The sequence below is a fragment of the Actinokineospora guangxiensis genome, from assembly GCF_042657845.1.
GTDB classification, from domain to species: Bacteria; Actinomycetota; Actinomycetes; order Mycobacteriales; family Pseudonocardiaceae; genus Actinokineospora; species Actinokineospora guangxiensis.
Window position 1 is genome coordinate 510,310 of sequence record NZ_JBHSKF010000003.1, and the last position, 17,064, is coordinate 527,373.

Sequence of the window (17,064 nt, forward strand, 5' to 3'; positions counted from 1 at the left end):
CCTGCCCGGGGCCGCCACACCTGGTGCGGCCCCCCTGTCCGCGGCGGCGCCGGTTCAGCCGCTCACCAGCTCCAGCGTCGGCCCCGCCCTGGTCTTCCCGACCCGCAGCCGCACCGGCACCCGCTGCCGCAGCTCCTCCACGTGCGAGACGATCCCCACGACCCGCCCGCCCGCCCGCAGCTCGTCCAGGATCGCCATCACGTCGTCCAGGGTGTCGGCGTCGAGCGCGCCGAAGCCCTCGTCCACGAACAGCGTGTCCAGCACCGCGCCGCCGGTCTCGGCGGCCACGACGTCGGCCAGGCCGAGCGCCAGCGCCAGCGAGGCCACGAACGACTCCCCGCCGGAGAGCGTCTTGGACGAGCGCACCCGGCCGGTGTAGTCGTCCAGCACGTCGAGCCCCAGCCCGCCGCGGGTGCCGCGCGCGCCCGCCCCGTCGGCGTGCACGAACGCGTAGCGGCCCTGGGACATGCGGCGCAGCCGGTCGGTGGCGGCGATGGCCACCTCCTCCAGGCGCGCGGCCAGCACGTAGGCGCGCAGCGACATCCGCGCGGTGTTCTGGCCGCGGCCGTTGACCACGTCGGTGAGCGCGTCCAGCTCGGCGAAGGTCTCGGCCAGCGGGACCAGTTCGCGCCAGGCCGCCCGCAGCCGCCCGGCCAGCTCGCCGAGTGCGTCCGCGCGGGCGCCGGCGACCCGTGCCGCGGCGACGGCCTCCTCGGCACGCACCCGGGCGGCGTCGGCGGCCTCGACCAGCGGCGGCAGGTCCACGACGGTGTCGCCGTCCACGCCGAACAGCTCGGGGTCGGCGAGGATCTCCAGGTTGGTCGACTTGCGCAGGCGCGCCTCGGCGAGCTGGTCGTCCAGCTTGGCCATGAGCTCGTCCTCGCGGGCGGCGTCGAGCGCGGCGGCGAGGTCGGCGAAGCCCGCGGCGGCCACGGCGGCGTCGAGGGCGGCGCGCTGCTCGGCGACCCGCGCCTCGGCGGTGGCCGCGGCCGAGCGCGCGTCGGCGGCGGCGTCCAGCGCCGCGCCGAGGGCCAGCAGGTGCGCCCGGCGCTCGGCAACCGAGTCGAACCCGGCGCGCGCGGCGGCCAGCCTGCCCTCGCGGTCGGCGGCCACGGCGAGCACCTCGGCCCGTTCGGCCTCCCACGACGCGGTGTCCTTGGCCAGCCGCGTGCGCTTGCGGTCGGCGTCCTCCACGGCGCGCTCCAGCCGCTCCAGCGCGCCGACCCGGCCGGCGTGCGTCGCGGCCAGCTCGCGCGCGGCGGTGTGGGCGTCCTGGGCCGCGCGGTGCGCGGCGGCCGGGTCGTCCCACCCGGCCAGCTTCTCCCGCAGCGCCTCGACCGCGGTCTCGGCCAGGCTCAGCGCCTTCGCCGCGGTGTCCCGGCGGCGCAGGACCCGCTGCTCGTCGTCGTGGGCGCTCTGCTCGTCGGCGGCGGAGACCGGGTCGGCGGCGCGGGCGGGCGCGGGGTGCTCGGCGGAACCGCAGACCGGGCACGGGCCGTCCAGCGTGGCGGCCAGCTCGGCGGCCATGCCCGCCAGGCGCCGCTGCCGGACGTCGAGCAGCCGCTCCCGGGCGTTCTGGTGGGCGTCCACGGCGTCGGTGTGGTCTCGGGCGGCCTTCTCCAACGCCCGCTGTGCCACGGGCAGCTCAGCGGCATGGCGGACGGCGGACGCGGCGGCCTCGGCGGACGCGCGCAGCCCGTCCACGGCGGCGACCGCGTGCGCGGCGTCGGCGACGCTCTGGCGGGCCTCGGCGACGGCGACGGTCATCCGGTCGGCCTCGGCGCCGAGGGCGTCCCAGTCGACCGCGGCCAGCCTGGCCGCCAGCTCGGCGACGCGGGCCTCGTCCTCGGCCTGGCGCTCGGCCTCGGCGACCAGGCCTGCCAGCTCGCCCGCCTCCTCGCGCAGCGCGCCCGCCGCGGCGCGCGGATCGCCCGCGGTGTCCCAGCCCAGCTCCACGGCCTGATCGCGGCGCAGGGCGCAGGTGTCGGCGGCGGCCTGCGCCTGGCGCTCCACCACGCGTAGGCCCTCCTGCGCGGCGACCACGCCGAGAGCGCGCCGCGCCGCGGTCAGCTCGGCCTCCCAGCCCGCCCGGTCACCGGCCTGCGCGGCCAGTTCGGCCAGCTCCTGGCCCGCCCTGCGCACCCGGCGGACCCGCTCGGAGAGCGCGCGCCCCTCGGTCAGCTCCCCCTCGGTGCGCTCGCGCAGCCGCTTGGCCGCCGCCAGCTCGGCCGCGGTGGCGGTGGCGGCGTCGCGGGCCGCGGCCTCCAGGGCGGCGAGCCACGGCTCGTCCGGCTCCGTCGGCGGCTCCACGCCGACGACCTGGGCCACCCGGCCCGCCAAACCGCCCGCCAGCACCCCGGCGCGCTCGACCTCGGCGCGCAGCGCCCTGCGGTGATCGGAGAACCAGTGCTCGACCCGCTGGAACCGCTCGGTGCCGAAGAGCCGCTCCAACAGCTTCGCGCGCTCGTCGGTCTCCGAGCGCAAGAACCGGGCGAATTCGCCCTGCGGCAGCAGCACGACCTGGAAGAACTGTTCCTTGGTCATGCCCAGGAGGTGCTGCACCGTGCGGCCGACCTCGTCGATGCGGGTCAACGGTTCGTGCTCGTCGTCCAGCCAGGTAAGCGAGGCTGTCGCTTGCTGCTTGGTGTACCCGTCCCCGCGCCGCTTCGGGCGCTCGTACTCCGGACTGTGCTTGACCCGCAGCCGCCTGCCGCGCACCGTCAGCTCCAGCGACACCTCGGTGTGCGCGGACTCCGCCGCGTTGTGGCAGCGCAGCTGCTTGGCGTCCTGCCGCACCCCGGGCACGCTGCCGAACAGCGCGAACGAGACCGCGTCCAGCAGCGAGGTCTTGCCCGCGCCGGTGTCGCCGTGCAGCAGGAACAGGCCCTCGGCGCCGAGCGCGTCGAAGTCGACCACCTCGGTGCCCGGGTAGGGCCCGAACGCGGTCAGCTCCAGGCGGTGCAGCCTCAATCCCGCTCCTTCCCGGCGACCTCGGCCAGCGCGGTCCGCAGCATGGCCTGCTCGGTCTCGGTCGCCTCGGTGCCGCGCACGGTGGCCACGAAGCAGCACGAGACGGCCTCGTCGTCGCGCCCGCGCACGGCGTCGCCGTACTTGCGCGGCACCTCGACGCGGCCCTGCGGGCGCCACTCCAGGTGCACCGCGTGCGGGAAGCGCTTCTGCAGCCTGCGCATGGCATCGATCGGGCGGGCCGGGTCGGTCAGCTCCACTGACAGGAAGTGGTCGGCGACGGCCTCGTGCGCCGGGTCGGCCAGCAGCTCCTCCAGCGCCCCGCGCAGCGTCGCCAGCGGACGCGGCACGGGCAGCTCGCGGCGCTCGACCCCGGCCAGGCCGCCCGCGTCCAGCTCCACCAGCCACACCGACTTGCGGTGCCGGGCCTCGGAGAACGAGTACGCCAGCGGGCTGCCCGAGTAGCGCAGGTGCTCGGCCAGGACCTGCGGGCCGTGCAGGTGCCCGAGCGCGGCATAGTCCACGCCGTCGAACAGCGCCCCCGGCACGTGCGGCACGCCGCCGACGGCGATCGTGCGCTCGGAGTCGCTGCTTTCCCCGCCGATGACGAACGCGTGCGCCAGCACCACCGACCGGGTGCCCGCCGGGCGCCGCGCCAGATCGGCCCTGATCCGGCGCATCGCCTCGCCGATGACGCCGCTGTGGCCCTTGAGCCCGGGGTCGCCGAAGACGACCCGCGCCGGGTCCGGCTCCAGGTACGGGACGCCGTAGACGGCCACCGGGCCGTGCGCGTCTTCCAGCAGGACCGGGGTGTGCAGGTCGCGCACCGAGGTCAGCAGGTGCAGCCCGCCCGCGGTCGCGAAGTCGGCGAAGGCGCCCAGCCGCGGCGCGGAGTCGTGGTTGCCAGGGGTGATCACGATGCGCGCGCCCGCGTCGGAGATCCGGCGCAGCACCCGCCCGCATACCCCGACCGCCTCGGCCGAGGGCACCGCGCGGTCGTAGAGGTCGCCGGAGACGACGACGGCGTCCACCCGTTCGTCGGCCACCAGGTCGGCCAGCCCGCCCAGCACCGACTCCTGCTCGGCCAGCAGGTCGCGGCCGTGGAAAGTGCGGCCCACGTGCCAATCGGAGGTGTGCAGGAGCCGCATGGCGTCCACGGTAGGGCGATCTTCGACCCGATCGGGGGAGGCACGCCGTCGAACGGGCGTTCGGCCGGATCCGCGCCCGCGTCGGGGACAATGATCGCGTGACCGCCGTCCTTGGCACCCTCACCGCCGTCCTCGCCCTGCTGCTCATCGGGGCGGTGGCGCTGTTCCTGCGCCTCTACGCCGACAGCTCCCGCCGCGTCGACGCCGCCCGCGCCGAGGTCGCGGGCGAGCGCGCCCGCTCCGACGCCCACCAGGCCGCTCTGCGCCGCTACGAGGTCGCCTTCGCCTCCATCCACGGCCGCGGCGAGCTGGGCGAACGCGTGCTGATCGAGACCGCGCGCGCCCTCGGCCTGCGCGAGGGGCTGCACTTCGAGGTCCAGACCGATGTCGCGGGCGGCGGCGCGGCCCGCCCCGACCTGCTGCTGCTCGTCGGCGACGGCAGGCGCGTGCCCGTCGACGCCAAGGCCAGCCTGGCCTGCTGGGCCGAGGCCGTGGAGACCGACGACGCGGAGGAGCGCCTGGACGCGCTGCGCGTGCACGTGCGCCACATCCGCTCCCGCGCCGCCGAGCTGGCGGGCAAGGGCTACCAGCGCTGGGCCGACGCGATCTACGGCACCGTCATGTTCGTGCCCTCCGACGCCGCCGTCGTCGCCGCCCTGGACACCGACCCCGAGCTGCTGCGCTGGCTGCTCGACCGCCGCGTCTTCCTCTGCGGGCCCACCGGCTTCGGCGTGGTCGCCGCGGCGTCGCTGTTCGCCGCCACCGAGCGGGTCATCGTCGAGGACGTCGCCGCCGTCCGCGCGGGCGCCGCCGCCGCGCACCGGGCCGCGGGCGGGGCCATCGACGCGCTCAACCTCTCCAGCACCCACCTGCAGCGCTTCGTCTCCGCCCGGCGCCGCGAGCTGGAGGCCCTGGAGCAGTTCCGCGCCTCCGTCGTGCCGCTCAGCGAGTCCACCGCCAACCCCACCCCGCTGCCCGCGCTGCGGCAGGCCGACGAGATCGCCGTCAACGGCGATTCCCCCGTCCAGGGCACACCTGTGCACCATGACGGGTGACCGCGCTCGCACGCCAGACAGGCGTTCGGCGCGGCAACGGACGACGCCCGCCGGCGCGGTGCGCCGAACGGCTAACGTGTGCGGGCGTGACAGCCACTCGCGATCGCCGCGCCGAGCTTGATGAAGAGCGCGCGGAACCAGCCTGGGACGAACGCCCTCTCTTCGGCCGGTCGCGGGGGCTGCCGTGGTGGGGTGCGGTGCTGCTGGCCGTCGGGCTCAGCGCCGTCGGCGCCGTGATCGACATGAAGGCCAACGACACCCTGGGGACGATCTTCCAGGTCGCGTTCGTCGCGGGCTGCGTCGCCGCCGTCTGCCTGGTGCGCAGGCGCAACCTGTTCGGTCCGGTCGTGCAGCCGCCGCTGGTGTTCGCGCTGGTCTCCGTCGGGGCGAACGTGGCGCTCGGGGCGGGCGCCAGCGGCGGGCTCAAGGGCCTGGTGTTCAACGTCGCGCTGCCGCTGACCAGCAACTTCCCCACGATGGCGATCACCACCGGCGTGGTGCTGGCGATCGGGGTCGCGCGGCTCTTCCTGCAGAAGGACCCGGACCCGCGCAAGCGCGTCAAGGCCGCCGCCAAGTCCCGCCCCGCCGCGGATGAGGCCGACGACGCGCCGCCGCCGCGCCGCAGGCCCAAGCCCGCCGACCCCGCGCGCAAGCCCGAGCGCGCCCGGCCGCGCGAGGACTCCGGCCGCCCGCGCAGGCCCGCGCGGGAGGACCGCGACGACGAGCGCGGGCAGCGCCGCAGGCCGCGCCCGGAGCGCTGAGCCCGCCGGGCTCAGCCGGACTTCATCTTCCGCCGAAGCTCCGGCGGCAGGCTGAACACGATCTTCTCGTTCGCCGTGGTGATCTCCGAGACGTCGGCGTAGCCGCGCTCGGCCAGCCACACCAGCAGGTCCATGACCAAGTTGTCCGGCACGGACGCGCCGCTGGTCACGCCCACGGTCTGCACGCCGTCGAGCCACGCCTCGTCGGCCTCGTGCGCGAAGTCGATCAGGTACGACGCCTTCGCGCCCGCCAGCAGCGCGACCTCGACCAGGCGCTTGGAGTTGGACGAGTTGGTGGAGCCGACGACCAGCACCAGGTCGCACTCGGGGGCCATCGTCTTCACCGCGTGCTGGCGGTTGGACGTGGCGTAGCAGATGTCGTCGCTCGGCGGGGCCAGCAGGTTCGGGAACCGGCCCTTGAGCTGGTCGACCCGCTCCATCGTCTCGTCCACCGACAGCGTCGTCTGCGACAGCCAGATCACCTTGGACGGATCGCGCACGACGACCTTGTCGACGTCCTCGGCGGTGTCCACCAACTGGATGTGCTCCGGGGCCTCGCCCGCGGTGCCCTCGACCTCCTCGTGGCCCTCGTGGCCGATGAGGAGGATGTCGTAGTCCTGCTTGGCGTAGCGCCGGGCCTCGTTGTGGACCTTCGTCACCAGCGGGCAGGTCGCGTCGATCGTGCGCAGGTTGCGCTCGGCGGCCTCGGTGTGGACGGCGGGGGAGACCCCGTGCGCGGAGAACACCACGAGCGCGCCCTCGGGCACCTCGTCGGTCTCGTCCACGAAGATCGCGCCGCGCTCGCGCAGCGTGTCCACCACGTGCTTGTTGTGCACGATCTCCTTGCGCACGTAGACCGGCGCCCCGTACGTCTCCAGCGCCTTCTCGACGGTCTCCACGGCCCGGTCAACACCAGCGCAGTAGCCGCGCGGTTTGGCCAGCAGCACGCGCTTGCCCGGCGTCGGGTTCGCAGCAGTCATGCCCCCAGGGTAGTTGCGCCCCGGCGCGGCCGTGTGTGGCGTGCCCCGCTCTGGGCTTGGCGGGCGCGCTCGGGCAGGCTAGGGGCCATGAAGAGCCTCCCCCTGCCCCTGCGGGTCGCGGCCGGGCTGGCCGTGACGGCCGTGGAGCGCGCCCGCGACCTGCCCAGCACCCTCGCCGGACTCCCGGTGACGGTGGTCAGCCAGGCGCTGCAGGCCTCGATGCGGCTTCAGCAGCAGGTCACCGAGCTGGCCATCCGGGGGGACGAGGCGCTCGCGGCGCTGCTGCCCGTCGAGGAGAGCCCCGAGTGGGCGACCTTCGACGAGGACATCGACGTCGAGGGCGACCTCGGTGGTGACCCGGCGCCCAGCGACCCGCGCGCCTCGGCCTTCGACCGGGCCGACGACGAGCCCGACCTGGGCGAGGACGACGCCGAGGACCCCTGGTCGGCCGAGGAGCGGGCCATCGCGGGCACCCCGGTCGAGCCGCCCACCTCGGTGGCGAACTACGACGAGCTGTCGCTGCCCCAGCTGCGCGCGCGCCTGCGGGCGTTCACCGTCGCCGAGCTGGAGGAGCTGCTGGCCTACGAGCGCGGCACCGAGAACCGACCGTCCTTCGTGGGCATGCTCACCCGTCGCATCGCGACGGTGCGCGACCAGACGTGAGCGGCCCCACCCCGGAGGAGCCGTGGCCGGTCCGCACGGTGGCCCGCAAGATCGCCGAGTGGATCAACCGGCTGGGCACCGTGTGGGTGGAGGGCCAGCTCACCCAGATCTCGGCGCGGCCCGGCACCGGCACCGCGTTCCTCACCCTGCGCGACCCCGCCGCGGACGTGTCGATGACGGTCACCTGCTCGATGAACCTCATGCGCGCCCAGCCGACGCTGAGCGAGGGCGCCCGCGTCGTCGTGCACGCGAAGCCGACCTACTTCATGAACCGCGGCACGATCAGCCTGCGCGCCGAGGAGATCCGCGCCGTCGGCATCGGTGAGCTGCTCGCGCGCATCGAGCGGCTGCGGCGGCTGTTGGCCGCCGAAGGACTGTTCGCGCGCGAGCGCAAGCGCCGCCCGCCCTTCCTGCCGAAGAAGGTGGGGCTGATCACCGGCCGCGCGTCCGCCGCGGAGCGCGATGTGATCGCCAACGCGTCCGCGCGCTGGCCCGCGGTGGCCTTCCGCATCGAGAACGTGGCCGTGCAGGGCGCGCTCGCGGTGCCGCAGATCGTCGACGCGCTGTCGGTGCTGGACCGCGACCCCGACGTCGAGGTGATCGTGATCGCCCGCGGCGGCGGCAGCGTGGAGGACCTGCTGCCCTTCTCCGACGAGGCGCTCTGCCGTGCCGTGTCGGCCTGCCGCACCCCGGTGCTCAGCGCCATCGGCCACGAGCCGGACACCCCGCTGCTCGACCACGTCGCCGACGTGCGCTGCTCCACCCCGACCGACGCGGGCAAGCGCGTCGTCCCCGACGTCGCCGAGGAGACCGCGCGCGTGCGCCAGCTGCGCGACCGCGCCCGCCGCGCCCTGCACGGCTGGGTCGACCGCGAGCGCAGGCTCCTGGAGTCCCTGCGCAGCCGCCCCGTCCTCGCCGACCCCCTCACCCCTCTGGACCGCCACGCCGACGCCGTCGCCGCCCTCACCGCCCGCACCCGCCGCGCGGTGCTCGGTCGGGTGACCGCCGAGGAAACAGCCCTGATCGCGACCCGGGCGCGCTTGACGACCTTGGGGCCAGCCGCCACTCTTGACCGCGGGTACGCGGTGGTCCAGTACACCGATGCCGACGGGTCCGCTCGCGTCCTCCGCTCCCTGGTGGACGCACCGGACGGCGCCCGCCTGCGCATCCGGGTCGCCGACGGCGCCCTCCACGCGGTCGCCACCGGCGACCGGGAACCGGCAGGCGAAGGAGGGTGACGCGGTGGCCAGGACCGACTCGACGTTCCTGCCCCTGACCGTCTCCACCGCCGCCACCCTGGCGGCCGAGGCGACCGCCGATCCCGACGTCCGCCAGGTCCACCTCGACGCCCTGCGCGCCGACGCGGCCGCCGCCGACTGCTGGGCCGCCCTGCTCGCGGACTGCGACGCCCCGGCCCGCCGCGCCCTCCCCGACCGCCTGCGCGACCTCGGCGTCGCGACCTCGGCCTACGCCGGCGGCCTCGGCCCCGGCGACCGCGGCCGCATGGAGCGCGCCGCCGCCCGTATCGTCGACGCCGTCGCCGACCGCGACGGCGCCGAGTTCGCCGAAGCGTTCGTCGGCTACGACCAGGCGGTGGCCACCGCCCTGGTCCGCGTCTACTCAAGGAGCGCCGCGCGGTGAGCGACGAGCTGGGCTACGAACAGGCCCGCGACGAACTGGCCTCGGTCGTGGCCACGCTGGAAGCGGGCGGGCTGTCCCTGGAGGAGTCCCTGGCGCTGTGGGAGCGCGGCGAGAAGCTGGCCAAGATCTGCGACCACCACCTGGCGGGCGCCCGCGAGCGAGTCGAAACCGCCCTGGCCGCCGCCGACACCGACGCCTGACCGTTTCCACGGACGGTTAGGGGCGGATCACTCCATCGTGTCCTGTCGAACTGGCGTTCGATTCGGCACCGTGGAGTCATGACCTCATTCCCCCGGCAGCGGCGCGGCCTCCACGACTCCCTCGGCCAGCACCCGGAACTCCTCTTCCGTCCCCGTGCCGGTGATCGCCACCCGCGCGTCCCCGAGATCGGCGGCCCACACGGCCTCGTCGCGCCGTCCGGCGTAGACCGTCCACTGAGTACCCCCCACCTCAACCCGCCCCCGAGCCACCGGCTCCTCCATGTCGGTCTCCACCCGAACCAGCTCACCCTCCTCCGCCCCCGACTGACTCAACTGCACGAACCGCTCCGGCGTGAGCCACCCGACCCGCACCACCACCGACGCGGGCGGCACAGCCCCCGTGCTGGAGGAGTTCGCCGACCACCCCGCGGGCACAGCAGGCAGCCGCACCCCGAAGTCAACTGCCTTGGCCCGCCCGGGAAGCACGCCCTCCAGATCCACAGTGGGCGCACTCGACGGATCAACGGACGGCCCACCCGGACTGAACGAGCACCCCCGGTTGAACACCAACAACATCCCGATGATCACCAACAACGCCACCAACGACCACACCATGTCCCGCAACGACTGCGAAAGCCTCTTCGCCGTCGCCGCAGGCATCGCCCCCTGACCCCCGCCGTTGGCACCTGCTCCGCCGCTGGCGCCCGTTCCACTGCCGGCACCCGTTCCACCGCCAGCTCCCGATCCGCCAACGGCACTACCTGAGGTCCCACCGTGGACAACTTCCCCACCGTGGACAACTTCCCCACCGTGGACCACGTTCCCACCTGCGCCTACCGCCCCCGCCCGAGCACCAACCGAACGATCCTGGCCCGAGCCCGAGCCCGAGCCCGAGCCCGAGCCCGAGCCCGAGCCCGAGCCCGAGCCCGAGCCCGAGCCCGAGCCCGACTGCCCGTCAGCGTGCCTGTCCACTCCGTGCCCGCCGTCGTGTCCGTCGCCGTGCCCACCCGCGCCCGTCACTGCACCGTTCACCACTGGCTCTCGATTCCACTCACTGCTCGCCGAGCATCCACCACCGAAGGGACTCACCATCTCCTCCGCGACCCTCTCACGATCCTCCGTCCCCGCGACTTCCGCCCGTCACCTCTGCCCCGCCGGCCGCCTCCACACTTCCCCCACCGTGTCCCAAGAGTCATCGACCGCTCTCCAGGTCCCTGGCCACCTCCTCGCCAACCTCGCAGAGCCGCCGACGACCCACTCCATCCACACCACCTGGTGCCGAAGCCTCAAGCTCTCCGCCCGCACGTGCCACTGCCCGGCTCACGCTCCCGCACGTCCGCCGCCCACCTTCTCCACCCGCCCCGCCCTCGACCCCGCGCCCCCCACGCGTCCGTCGCCCACGTCCTCCACCTGCGACCCCGCCCTCGCAGGCCGATCCGCCACCCCGCGACACCGCCCCCGTTCTCCACCCGCCCACCTGCCACCCCGCTCCCGCAAGCCGACCCGCCACTCCACGCTCGTCCGGCGCTCTGCCCCGGAGCGGGGCCCATCGCTCCGGGCGGGCCCGCCCCCTCCCTGCCTTGCCCGCGACTCCGTGCCCCCCGCTCCACCCCAGGTCTGCCCACCACTGCACGGCCAACTACTCCACGCGTGCCCACCACCGCACGCTCCACCGCCGGGCCGCATCCGCCACTCCGCACCCCACCTCCCGGCCTGTCCGCCTCCCCTCCCACCTGTCGACAGCCCACCCTCCAGGCCGTCACCCCAGACCTCCGCCGCCGGGATCACCCTTCTCCACACCACCGTTCTCCCTGATCAGCCCGCCATTCCGCCGATCAAGCGTGACGAGGGGCACCGGTCGCTGAGTGGGCACTGGAACGATCGGGTCTGGGAGGATTCGCGGGTCAGCCGTCGATCCGGGAGGCAGCATGAGCAGCGCGTCCACGTCCAGCAACGCCCGTCGTCGGGAGACGCCTGATCGGAACCTGGCGCTGGAGCTGGTCCGGGTCACCGAGGCGGCGGCGATGGCTGCGGGGCGGTGGGTGGGGCGTGGGGACAAGAACGGTGGTGACGGGGCGGCGGTCGATGCCATGCGGAAGCTGGTGGGGACCGTGTCGATGCGGGGGGTTGTGGTGATCGGGGAGGGGGAGAAGGACGAAGCGCCAATGCTCTACAACGGGGAGGCGGTGGGCAACGGGGATGGGCCGGACTGTGATGTGGCGGTCGATCCGATCGACGGCACGACGCTGATGTCCAAGGGGATGCCGAACGCCATCGCGGTGCTCGCGGCCGCGGAGCGGGGGGCCATGTTCGACCCGTCGGCGGTCTTCTACATGGAGAAGCTCGCCGTGGGGCCGGAGGCCGCCGACGTCATCGACATCACCGCGCCGGTCGCCGAGAACATCCGGCGGGTGGCGAAGGCCAAGCACACCGACGTCTCCGACGTGACCGTCTGCATCCTCGATCGGCCGCGGCACGATCAGCTGGTGAGCGATGTGCGGGCGGCCGGTGCACGCATCCACTTCATCTCCGACGGTGACGTCGCGGGGGCGATCTCGGCGGCGCGGCCCAACACCGGAGTCGACATGCTCATCGGGATCGGCGGGACGCCGGAGGGGATCATCGCGGCGTCGGCGCTCAAGTGCATGGGCGGGGCGATCCAGGGGCGGCTGTGGCCGCAGGACGACGCCGAGCGGGCGAAGGCGCGCGACGCCGGGCACGACCTCGACCGGGTGCTGCACACCGACGACCTGGTGCGCGGTGACAACGTGTTCTTCTGCGCCACCGGCATCACCGACGGCGACCTGCTGCGCGGCGTGCACTACCGCTCCGGCGGCTGCACCACGCAGTCGATCGTCATGCGGTCCAAGTCCGGCACGGTGCGGATGATCGATGGCTTCCACCGGCTGACGAAGCTGCGCGAGTACGCCTCCGTCGACTTCGACATCGAGCAGGGCGAGGAGCAGCTTCCGCCGCTGCCATAACGGATCGGTCGCGGCCGACAACTCCGTGGGTTCCGGTGTCGTCTTCAAGGTGGAGACCAACCGCCGGAGAAGCGAGGAGCGGCCATGCGCATCCGACACGCTTTGCTGGGGGCGGCGACGGTCGTGGCACTGACGGCATGCGGGACGGGAACCGCATCCGAGCAGCCGGACGCCGCCCCTGCGACCACGACATCGACCACGACATCGGCCACGACATCGGCCACGACATCGGCCACGACATCGGCCCCGCAGACGACAGCCGAGCCGACCAGCCCCACCACACCGCAGCCGACCACGACCAGACCGACCACCGCCCGGCCCACCACACCCGCGCCGGTGGGCAACGCGAAGGGCACGCCCTGCGCCGCGACGGCCGACGCCTGCATCGACCTGTCGGCCAACAAGTCCTGGCTGATCGCCGACGGCAAGGCCGTCTACGGACCCGTCCCGATCACCCACGGACGCCGCGGCTGGGAGACCCCGCCGGGCACCTTCAAGGTCGGCTGGAAGAACCGCCACCACCGCAGCAGCATCTTCGACAACGCGCCCATGCCGTACTCGGTCTTCTTCAACGGCGGCATCGCCTTCCACGAAGGCAGCCTCACCGAGGAGTCCCACGGCTGCATCCACCTGTCACCCGCCGCCGCGGCCACGTACTTCGCCGAGCTGCGAGTGGGGTCCGTCGTGCAGGTGGTGCGCTGACGGGCCGGTGTGCTGGGGCCTGGTGCTGGAGACCAGACACGGCTGAGCCCTGCCTGGCGCGGTCGGCAGGGCTCCGGCGCGTCAGCTCCCGCTGGAGTGCCCGGGGAACAGGTGCGCGTCCGGGTCCAGCGCCACCGCGATGTTGTTGACCGCCGTCGCCGCCTCTCCGAAGCCGGTCGCGATCAGCTTCACCTTCCCGGGGTAGGCCGCCACGTCGCCCGCGGCGTACACGCCCTCGCGCGCGGTGCGCATGGTCGAGTCGACCGCGATCGACCGCTGGTGGATCTCCAGGCCCCACGACTCGATGGGCCCCAGGTCCGCGGTGAAGCCCAGCGCGGCGACGACGGTGTTGGCGGGCAGCACCGGGTTCACGTCGACGCCCTTGACGGCCAGCTCCACCTCGGCCAGCCCGGCGGGTCCGCCGCGCAACGCGACGACCTCGGCGTCGGTGATGATCGGCACGCCCAGGTCCTGGACCTGGCGGACGGTGGCGGGCATGGCGCGGAACTTGGCCCTGCGGTGCACCATCGTCACGCTGGCGGCGACCGGGTGCAGGGCCAGCGCCCAGTCGAAGGCCGAGTCGCCGCCGCCGACGATGATCACGTGGTGGCCGCGGTGGTCCTCGAACGACGGCACGAAGTGCATCATGCCGCGGCCGAGCCAGTCGGTGCCCGCGGGCAGCGGGCGCGGGGTGAACTCGCCGATGCCCGCGGTGACCAGCACCGCCTTGGCGCGCACCACCACATCGCCGTCCAGGGCGACCTCGAACCGGCCGTCGACCTCGGTGAGCGCCGCGGCCCGCCTGCCCAGCAGGTAGGTGGGCTTCCACTGGTCGGCCTGCTCGACCAGCGCGGAGACCAGGTCGCGCCCGCGCACGGCCGGGAAGCCCGCGACGTCGTAGATCAGTTTCTCCGGGTACATGGCGGTGACCTGGCCGCCGGGTTCGGGCAGCGAGTCGACCACCACGGTCGACAGTTCGCGGAAACCGGCGTAGTAGGCGGCGAAGAGGCCGGTGGGCCCCGCGCCGACTACGAGGAGGTCGGTATCGATCGGAGCGGTCATGAAGTACCTGCTTCCGGGCGTGGTGGGCGTCCTCACACCACCCTATGAGAGCCGGCTGACGCTGCCCACCGCGGAGTTTGGGGCAAGACTGGAGTTATGCCCGAGTTCCGAACAGAGCACGACACCATGGGTGCGGTGCGGGTCCCCGCCGAGGCGCTGTGGCGGGCGCAGACCCAGCGCGCCGTCGACAACTTCCCGATCTCCGGCCGCGGCCTCGAACGCGCCCAGATCCGCGCGCTCGGCCTGCTGAAAGCCGCCACCGCCAGGGTCAACGGCCGCCTCGGCGTGCTGGAGGACGACCTCGCCGCCGCCATCGCCGCCGCCGCCGACGCCGTCGCCGCGGGTGAGCACGACGACCACTTCCCGATCGACGTGTTCCAGACCGGCTCCGGCACCTCGTCGAACATGAACGCCAACGAGGTCATCGCCACCCTCGCCACCCGCGCCCTCGGCCGCGACGTGCACCCCAACGACCACGTCAACGCCTCGCAGTCGTCCAACGACACCTTTCCCACCACGCTGCGCGTCGCCGCGGTGGACGCCGTCGTCACCGACCTGCTCCCCGCCCTGGAGGCCTTGGCGCTGGGCATCGAGACCCGCGCGGCCGAGTGGTCGGACCTGGTCAAGTCCGGGCGCACGCACCTGATGGACGCGGTACCGGTGACCCTCGGGCAGGAGGCGGGCGCGTGGGCCACCCAGGTCCGCGCCGCGGCGACCCGGCTGACCACGACCCTCCCGAGGGTCGGTGAGCTGCCGATCGGCGGCACCGCGGTCGGCAGCGGCCTCAACGCGCCCGAGGGCTTCGGCGCGGCGGTCGCCGGCGAGCTGGCCAGGGTGACCGGGCTGCCGCTGACCGAGGCCCCCGACCACTTCGAGGCGCAGGCCACGCAGGACTCGGTCGTGGAGCTGTCCGGGCAGCTCCGGACCGCGGCCGTGGCCCTGTTCAAGATCGCGAACGACCTGCGCTGGCTGGGCTCGGGTCCGCGCACCGGCCTGGCCGAGCTGGCCCTGCCCGACCTGCAGCCGGGTTCCTCGATCATGCCGGGCAAGGTCAACCCGGTGATCCCGGAGGCGACGATGATGGTCGTCGCCCAGGTGATCGGCAACGACGCGGCCGTCGCGTTCGCGGGCACGCAGGGCAACTTCCAGCTCAACGTCATGCTGCCGGTGATCGCGCGCAACGTGCTGGAGTCGAGCAGGCTGCTGGCCGCGGTCTCGCGCCTGCTGGCCACCAAGGTGATCGCGGGCGCGACGCCCGACGCCGAGCGGATGCGCGAGTACGCCGAGTCCTCCCCGTCGATCGTGACGCCGCTCAACCGCTACCTGGGCTACGAGGAGGCCGCCGCGATCGCCAAGCAGGCCCTGGCCGAGCGCCGCACGATCCGCGAGGTCGTCATCGCCCGAGGCCACCTGGAGTCCGGCGCCCTGACCGAGTCCCAATTGGACGAAGCCCTCGACGTGCTGCGGATGGCCCTCGGCGGCGCCTAGCGGTACTCCGCGGCAGGCACGGCGGCGATCTCGCGCACGGCCGCGCGCAGCCGGTCCGGGCTCGTCGCCGCGTAGCCGACGACGAGCCCGGGGAACGGCGTGCGCCCGTCCAGGGTGTAGCCGCGCAGCGCGGGCGCGTGCACGCCGCGCCGGGCGGCGGCGCGCTCCAGGGCGGCGTCGTCGGAGCCCTCGGGCAGGCGCAGCACGACGTGCAGCCCCGCGGCTACCCCGTGCGGGCGCCAGTCGGGCAGGTGGGCGGCGACGGCGTCGAGCAGGGCGTCGCGGCGGCGCCGGTAGAGCTGGCGGGTGCGGCGCAGGTGGCGGTCGTAGCCGCCGGTGCGCAGCAGGTGCGCGAGAGCGGCCTGCGGCAGCGGCGAGCAGCCGAGGTCGGAGAAGCGCTTGCGCTGGACGACCCGCTCGCGCAGCGCCGGTGGCGGGACCAGCCACCCCAGCCGCAGCGCGGGCGCGAGGACCTTGCTGACACTGCCGAGGTAGGCGACGCGCTCGCGGTCGATGGTGCGCACCGGCCCGACGGCGGGCCGGTCGTAGCGGTGCTCGGCGTCGTAGTCGTCCTCCAGCACGATGCCGTCGCAGCCGCGCGCCCACTCCACCAGCGCGCGCCGCCGCGCGGGCCCGAGCACCACGCCCAGCGGGAACTGGTGGGCGGAGGTGACCAGCACGGCCCGGCACCCGCTGCGGGCCAGCGCGGCCACGTCGAGGCCGTCCTCGTCGACCGGCACCGGCACCGGCCGCAGCCCGTGCGCGGCGAACACCTCGGCCGAGCCGGGGTGCGTCGGGTTCTCCACGGCGATCGCGCGGTGCCCGTCGGCGCGCAGCAGGAACGCCAGCAGCGCCTGGCCCTCGGCGACCCCGTGCGTCACCACCACGTCGGCGGCGGGCAGCGACCGCACCCGCCCCAGGTAGGAGGCCAGCTCGGCGCGCAGCGCGGGCAGCCCGGCCGGGTCGGGGTAGCCGAGTTCGTCGTCGCTGAGCGAGGCCAGCCCCGCCTTCGCCGCCGCCTGCCACTCCGCGCGCGGGAACGCGCCCAGCGCGGGGATGCCGGGCCGCAGGTCGAACCCCCACCGCGCGGACCTGACCGCGGGCGCGGCCTCCTCAACGCCCGCCGTCACCGCGGCCACGGTGGTCCCGGACCCGCGCTTGGCCGTCAGGTACCCCTCGGCGACCAGCTGGGTGTAGGCCGCCGTCACCGTCCCGCGCGCGACCCCGAGCTGCGCGGCCAGGTCCCGGCTCGACGGCAGCCGGGTCCCCGCCGCCAGCGCGCCGTCCCGGATCGCCTGCCGCAGCCCGACCTCCACCGACCGCCCGCGCCCGCCCCTGGCCAGCAGCAACTCCCGCGCGGGCACCCCGATCACCGCGGTCCTGCCCGTCGACGGCATGGCCGGATGGTCTCAC

General features: G+C 74.5%; 15 protein-coding genes. 9 read left to right on the forward strand and 6 right to left on the reverse strand.

Annotated elements, in window-relative coordinates; translation table 11 throughout:
* Positions 1-54 precede the first annotated feature (54 nt).
* Together ACFPM7_RS09170 and ACFPM7_RS09175 are read right to left on the reverse strand one after the other, a co-directional pair.
* Positions 55-2,970, reverse strand: a complete 2,916-nt coding sequence (locus ACFPM7_RS09170) for an AAA family ATPase (protein WP_378245923.1) — start codon at positions 2,968-2,970, stop codon at positions 55-57.
* Positions 2,967-4,115: an exonuclease SbcCD subunit D gene (locus ACFPM7_RS09175; protein WP_378245925.1), complete on the reverse strand. Its 1,149-nt coding sequence runs from the start codon at positions 4,113-4,115 to the stop codon at positions 2,967-2,969. Before ACFPM7_RS09175 ends, ACFPM7_RS09170 begins: the two co-directional genes overlap by 4 nt.
* A 98-nt stretch (positions 4,116-4,213) precedes the next feature.
* On the opposite strand from ACFPM7_RS09175, the gene rmuC reads away from it, so the two are divergent.
* Both rmuC and ACFPM7_RS09185 read left to right on the forward strand, forming a co-directional pair.
* Positions 4,214-5,170 (forward strand): DNA recombination protein RmuC, encoded by a 957-nt coding sequence (gene rmuC, locus ACFPM7_RS09180; RefSeq protein ID WP_378245927.1) that lies wholly within the window; start codon positions 4,214-4,216, stop codon positions 5,168-5,170.
* Between the two features lie 86 nt (positions 5,171-5,256).
* Positions 5,257-5,931 (forward strand): DUF6542 domain-containing protein, encoded by a 675-nt coding sequence (locus tag ACFPM7_RS09185; protein WP_378245929.1) that lies wholly within the window; start codon positions 5,257-5,259, stop codon positions 5,929-5,931.
* A gap of 11 nt (positions 5,932-5,942) precedes the next feature.
* On the opposite strand, the gene ACFPM7_RS09190 is transcribed toward ACFPM7_RS09185, so the two are convergent.
* On the reverse strand, positions 5,943-6,911 hold the full coding sequence (locus tag ACFPM7_RS09190; RefSeq protein WP_378245931.1) for a 4-hydroxy-3-methylbut-2-enyl diphosphate reductase: 969 nt from the start codon (positions 6,909-6,911) through the stop codon (positions 5,943-5,945).
* An 87-nt stretch (positions 6,912-6,998) separates the two neighbouring features.
* On the opposite strand from ACFPM7_RS09190, the gene ACFPM7_RS09195 reads away from it, so the two are divergent.
* From ACFPM7_RS09195 to ACFPM7_RS09210, 4 genes are read left to right on the forward strand one after another with little or no spacing between them, the layout of a single operon-like run.
* The gene (locus tag ACFPM7_RS09195) at positions 6,999-7,574 is read left to right on the forward strand and encodes a lipid droplet-associated protein (protein WP_378245933.1); all 576 of its coding nucleotides are present in this window, start codon (positions 6,999-7,001) and stop codon (positions 7,572-7,574) included.
* A complete protein-coding gene (xseA, locus tag ACFPM7_RS09200; RefSeq protein ID WP_378245935.1) occupies positions 7,571-8,812 on the forward strand; it encodes an exodeoxyribonuclease VII large subunit in 1,242 nt (413 codons plus the stop codon). The genes ACFPM7_RS09195 and xseA overlap by 4 nt, the downstream gene beginning before the upstream one ends.
* A gap of 4 nt (positions 8,813-8,816) precedes the next feature.
* Positions 8,817-9,215: a sugar ABC transporter substrate-binding protein gene (locus tag ACFPM7_RS09205; RefSeq protein ID WP_378245937.1), complete on the forward strand. Its 399-nt coding sequence runs from the start codon at positions 8,817-8,819 to the stop codon at positions 9,213-9,215.
* A complete protein-coding gene (locus tag ACFPM7_RS09210; protein ID WP_378245939.1) occupies positions 9,212-9,415 on the forward strand; it encodes an exodeoxyribonuclease VII small subunit in 204 nt (67 codons plus the stop codon). Before ACFPM7_RS09205 ends, ACFPM7_RS09210 begins: the two co-directional genes overlap by 4 nt.
* An 84-nt stretch (positions 9,416-9,499) precedes the next feature.
* Here the strand turns inward: ACFPM7_RS09210 and ACFPM7_RS09215 are convergent, their stop codons facing one another.
* On the reverse strand, positions 9,500-10,507 hold the full coding sequence (locus tag ACFPM7_RS09215; protein ID WP_378245941.1) for a DUF4245 domain-containing protein: 1,008 nt from the start codon (positions 10,505-10,507) through the stop codon (positions 9,500-9,502).
* A gap of 836 nt (positions 10,508-11,343) precedes the next feature.
* On the opposite strand from ACFPM7_RS09215, the gene glpX reads away from it, so the two are divergent.
* The gene (gene glpX / locus ACFPM7_RS09220) at positions 11,344-12,399 is read left to right on the forward strand and encodes a class II fructose-bisphosphatase (protein ID WP_378245943.1); all 1,056 of its coding nucleotides are present in this window, start codon (positions 11,344-11,346) and stop codon (positions 12,397-12,399) included.
* A gap of 84 nt (positions 12,400-12,483) precedes the next feature.
* Positions 12,484-13,101 carry a L,D-transpeptidase gene (locus ACFPM7_RS09225; RefSeq protein WP_378245945.1) on the forward strand — a complete coding sequence of 206 codons (618 nt, stop codon included), beginning with the start codon at positions 12,484-12,486 and terminating at the stop codon, positions 13,099-13,101.
* A gap of 81 nt (positions 13,102-13,182) precedes the next feature.
* Here the strand turns inward: ACFPM7_RS09225 and ACFPM7_RS09230 are convergent, their stop codons facing one another.
* Entirely contained in the window at positions 13,183-14,163 is a 981-nt protein-coding gene (locus ACFPM7_RS09230; RefSeq protein WP_378245947.1) for an NAD(P)/FAD-dependent oxidoreductase, read from the reverse strand.
* 96 nt (positions 14,164-14,259) lie between these two features.
* Between ACFPM7_RS09230 and ACFPM7_RS09235 the strand changes: the two genes are divergently transcribed.
* Positions 14,260-15,651, forward strand: coding sequence for a class II fumarate hydratase (locus ACFPM7_RS09235; RefSeq protein ID WP_378245949.1), 1,392 nt, complete (start codon positions 14,260-14,262; stop codon positions 15,649-15,651).
* On the opposite strand, the gene pdxR is transcribed toward ACFPM7_RS09235, so the two are convergent.
* Positions 15,648-17,048 carry a MocR-like pyridoxine biosynthesis transcription factor PdxR gene (gene pdxR, locus ACFPM7_RS09240; protein ID WP_378245951.1) on the reverse strand — a complete coding sequence of 467 codons (1,401 nt, stop codon included), beginning with the start codon at positions 17,046-17,048 and terminating at the stop codon, positions 15,648-15,650. The genes ACFPM7_RS09235 and pdxR overlap by 4 nt on opposite strands.
* Positions 17,049-17,064: the final 16 nt, after the last annotated feature.

What these genes read in the sequence shown, in the direction of transcription:
- ACFPM7_RS09175 (WP_378245925.1), bottom strand. Translation starts at nt 4,115, where the DNA reads ATGCGGCTCCTGCACACCTCCGATTGGCACGTGGGCCGCACTTTCCAC.
- ACFPM7_RS09190 (WP_378245931.1), bottom strand. Translation starts at nt 6,911, where the DNA reads ATGACTGCTGCGAACCCGACGCCGGGCAAGCGCGTGCTGCTGGCCAAA.
- glpX (WP_378245943.1), top strand. Translation starts at nt 11,344, where the DNA reads ATGAGCAGCGCGTCCACGTCCAGCAACGCCCGTCGTCGGGAGACGCCT.
- ACFPM7_RS09235 (WP_378245949.1), top strand. Translation starts at nt 14,260, where the DNA reads ATGCCCGAGTTCCGAACAGAGCACGACACCATGGGTGCGGTGCGGGTC.
- ACFPM7_RS09215 (WP_378245941.1), bottom strand. Translation starts at nt 10,507, where the DNA reads ATGGTGAGTCCCTTCGGTGGTGGATGCTCGGCGAGCAGTGAGTGGAAT.
- ACFPM7_RS09230 (WP_378245947.1), bottom strand. Translation starts at nt 14,163, where the DNA reads ATGACCGCTCCGATCGATACCGACCTCCTCGTAGTCGGCGCGGGGCCC.
- ACFPM7_RS09225 (WP_378245945.1), top strand. Translation starts at nt 12,484, where the DNA reads ATGCGCATCCGACACGCTTTGCTGGGGGCGGCGACGGTCGTGGCACTG.
- pdxR (WP_378245951.1), bottom strand. Translation starts at nt 17,048, where the DNA reads ATGCCGTCGACGGGCAGGACCGCGGTGATCGGGGTGCCCGCGCGGGAG.
- ACFPM7_RS09195 (WP_378245933.1), top strand. Translation starts at nt 6,999, where the DNA reads ATGAAGAGCCTCCCCCTGCCCCTGCGGGTCGCGGCCGGGCTGGCCGTG.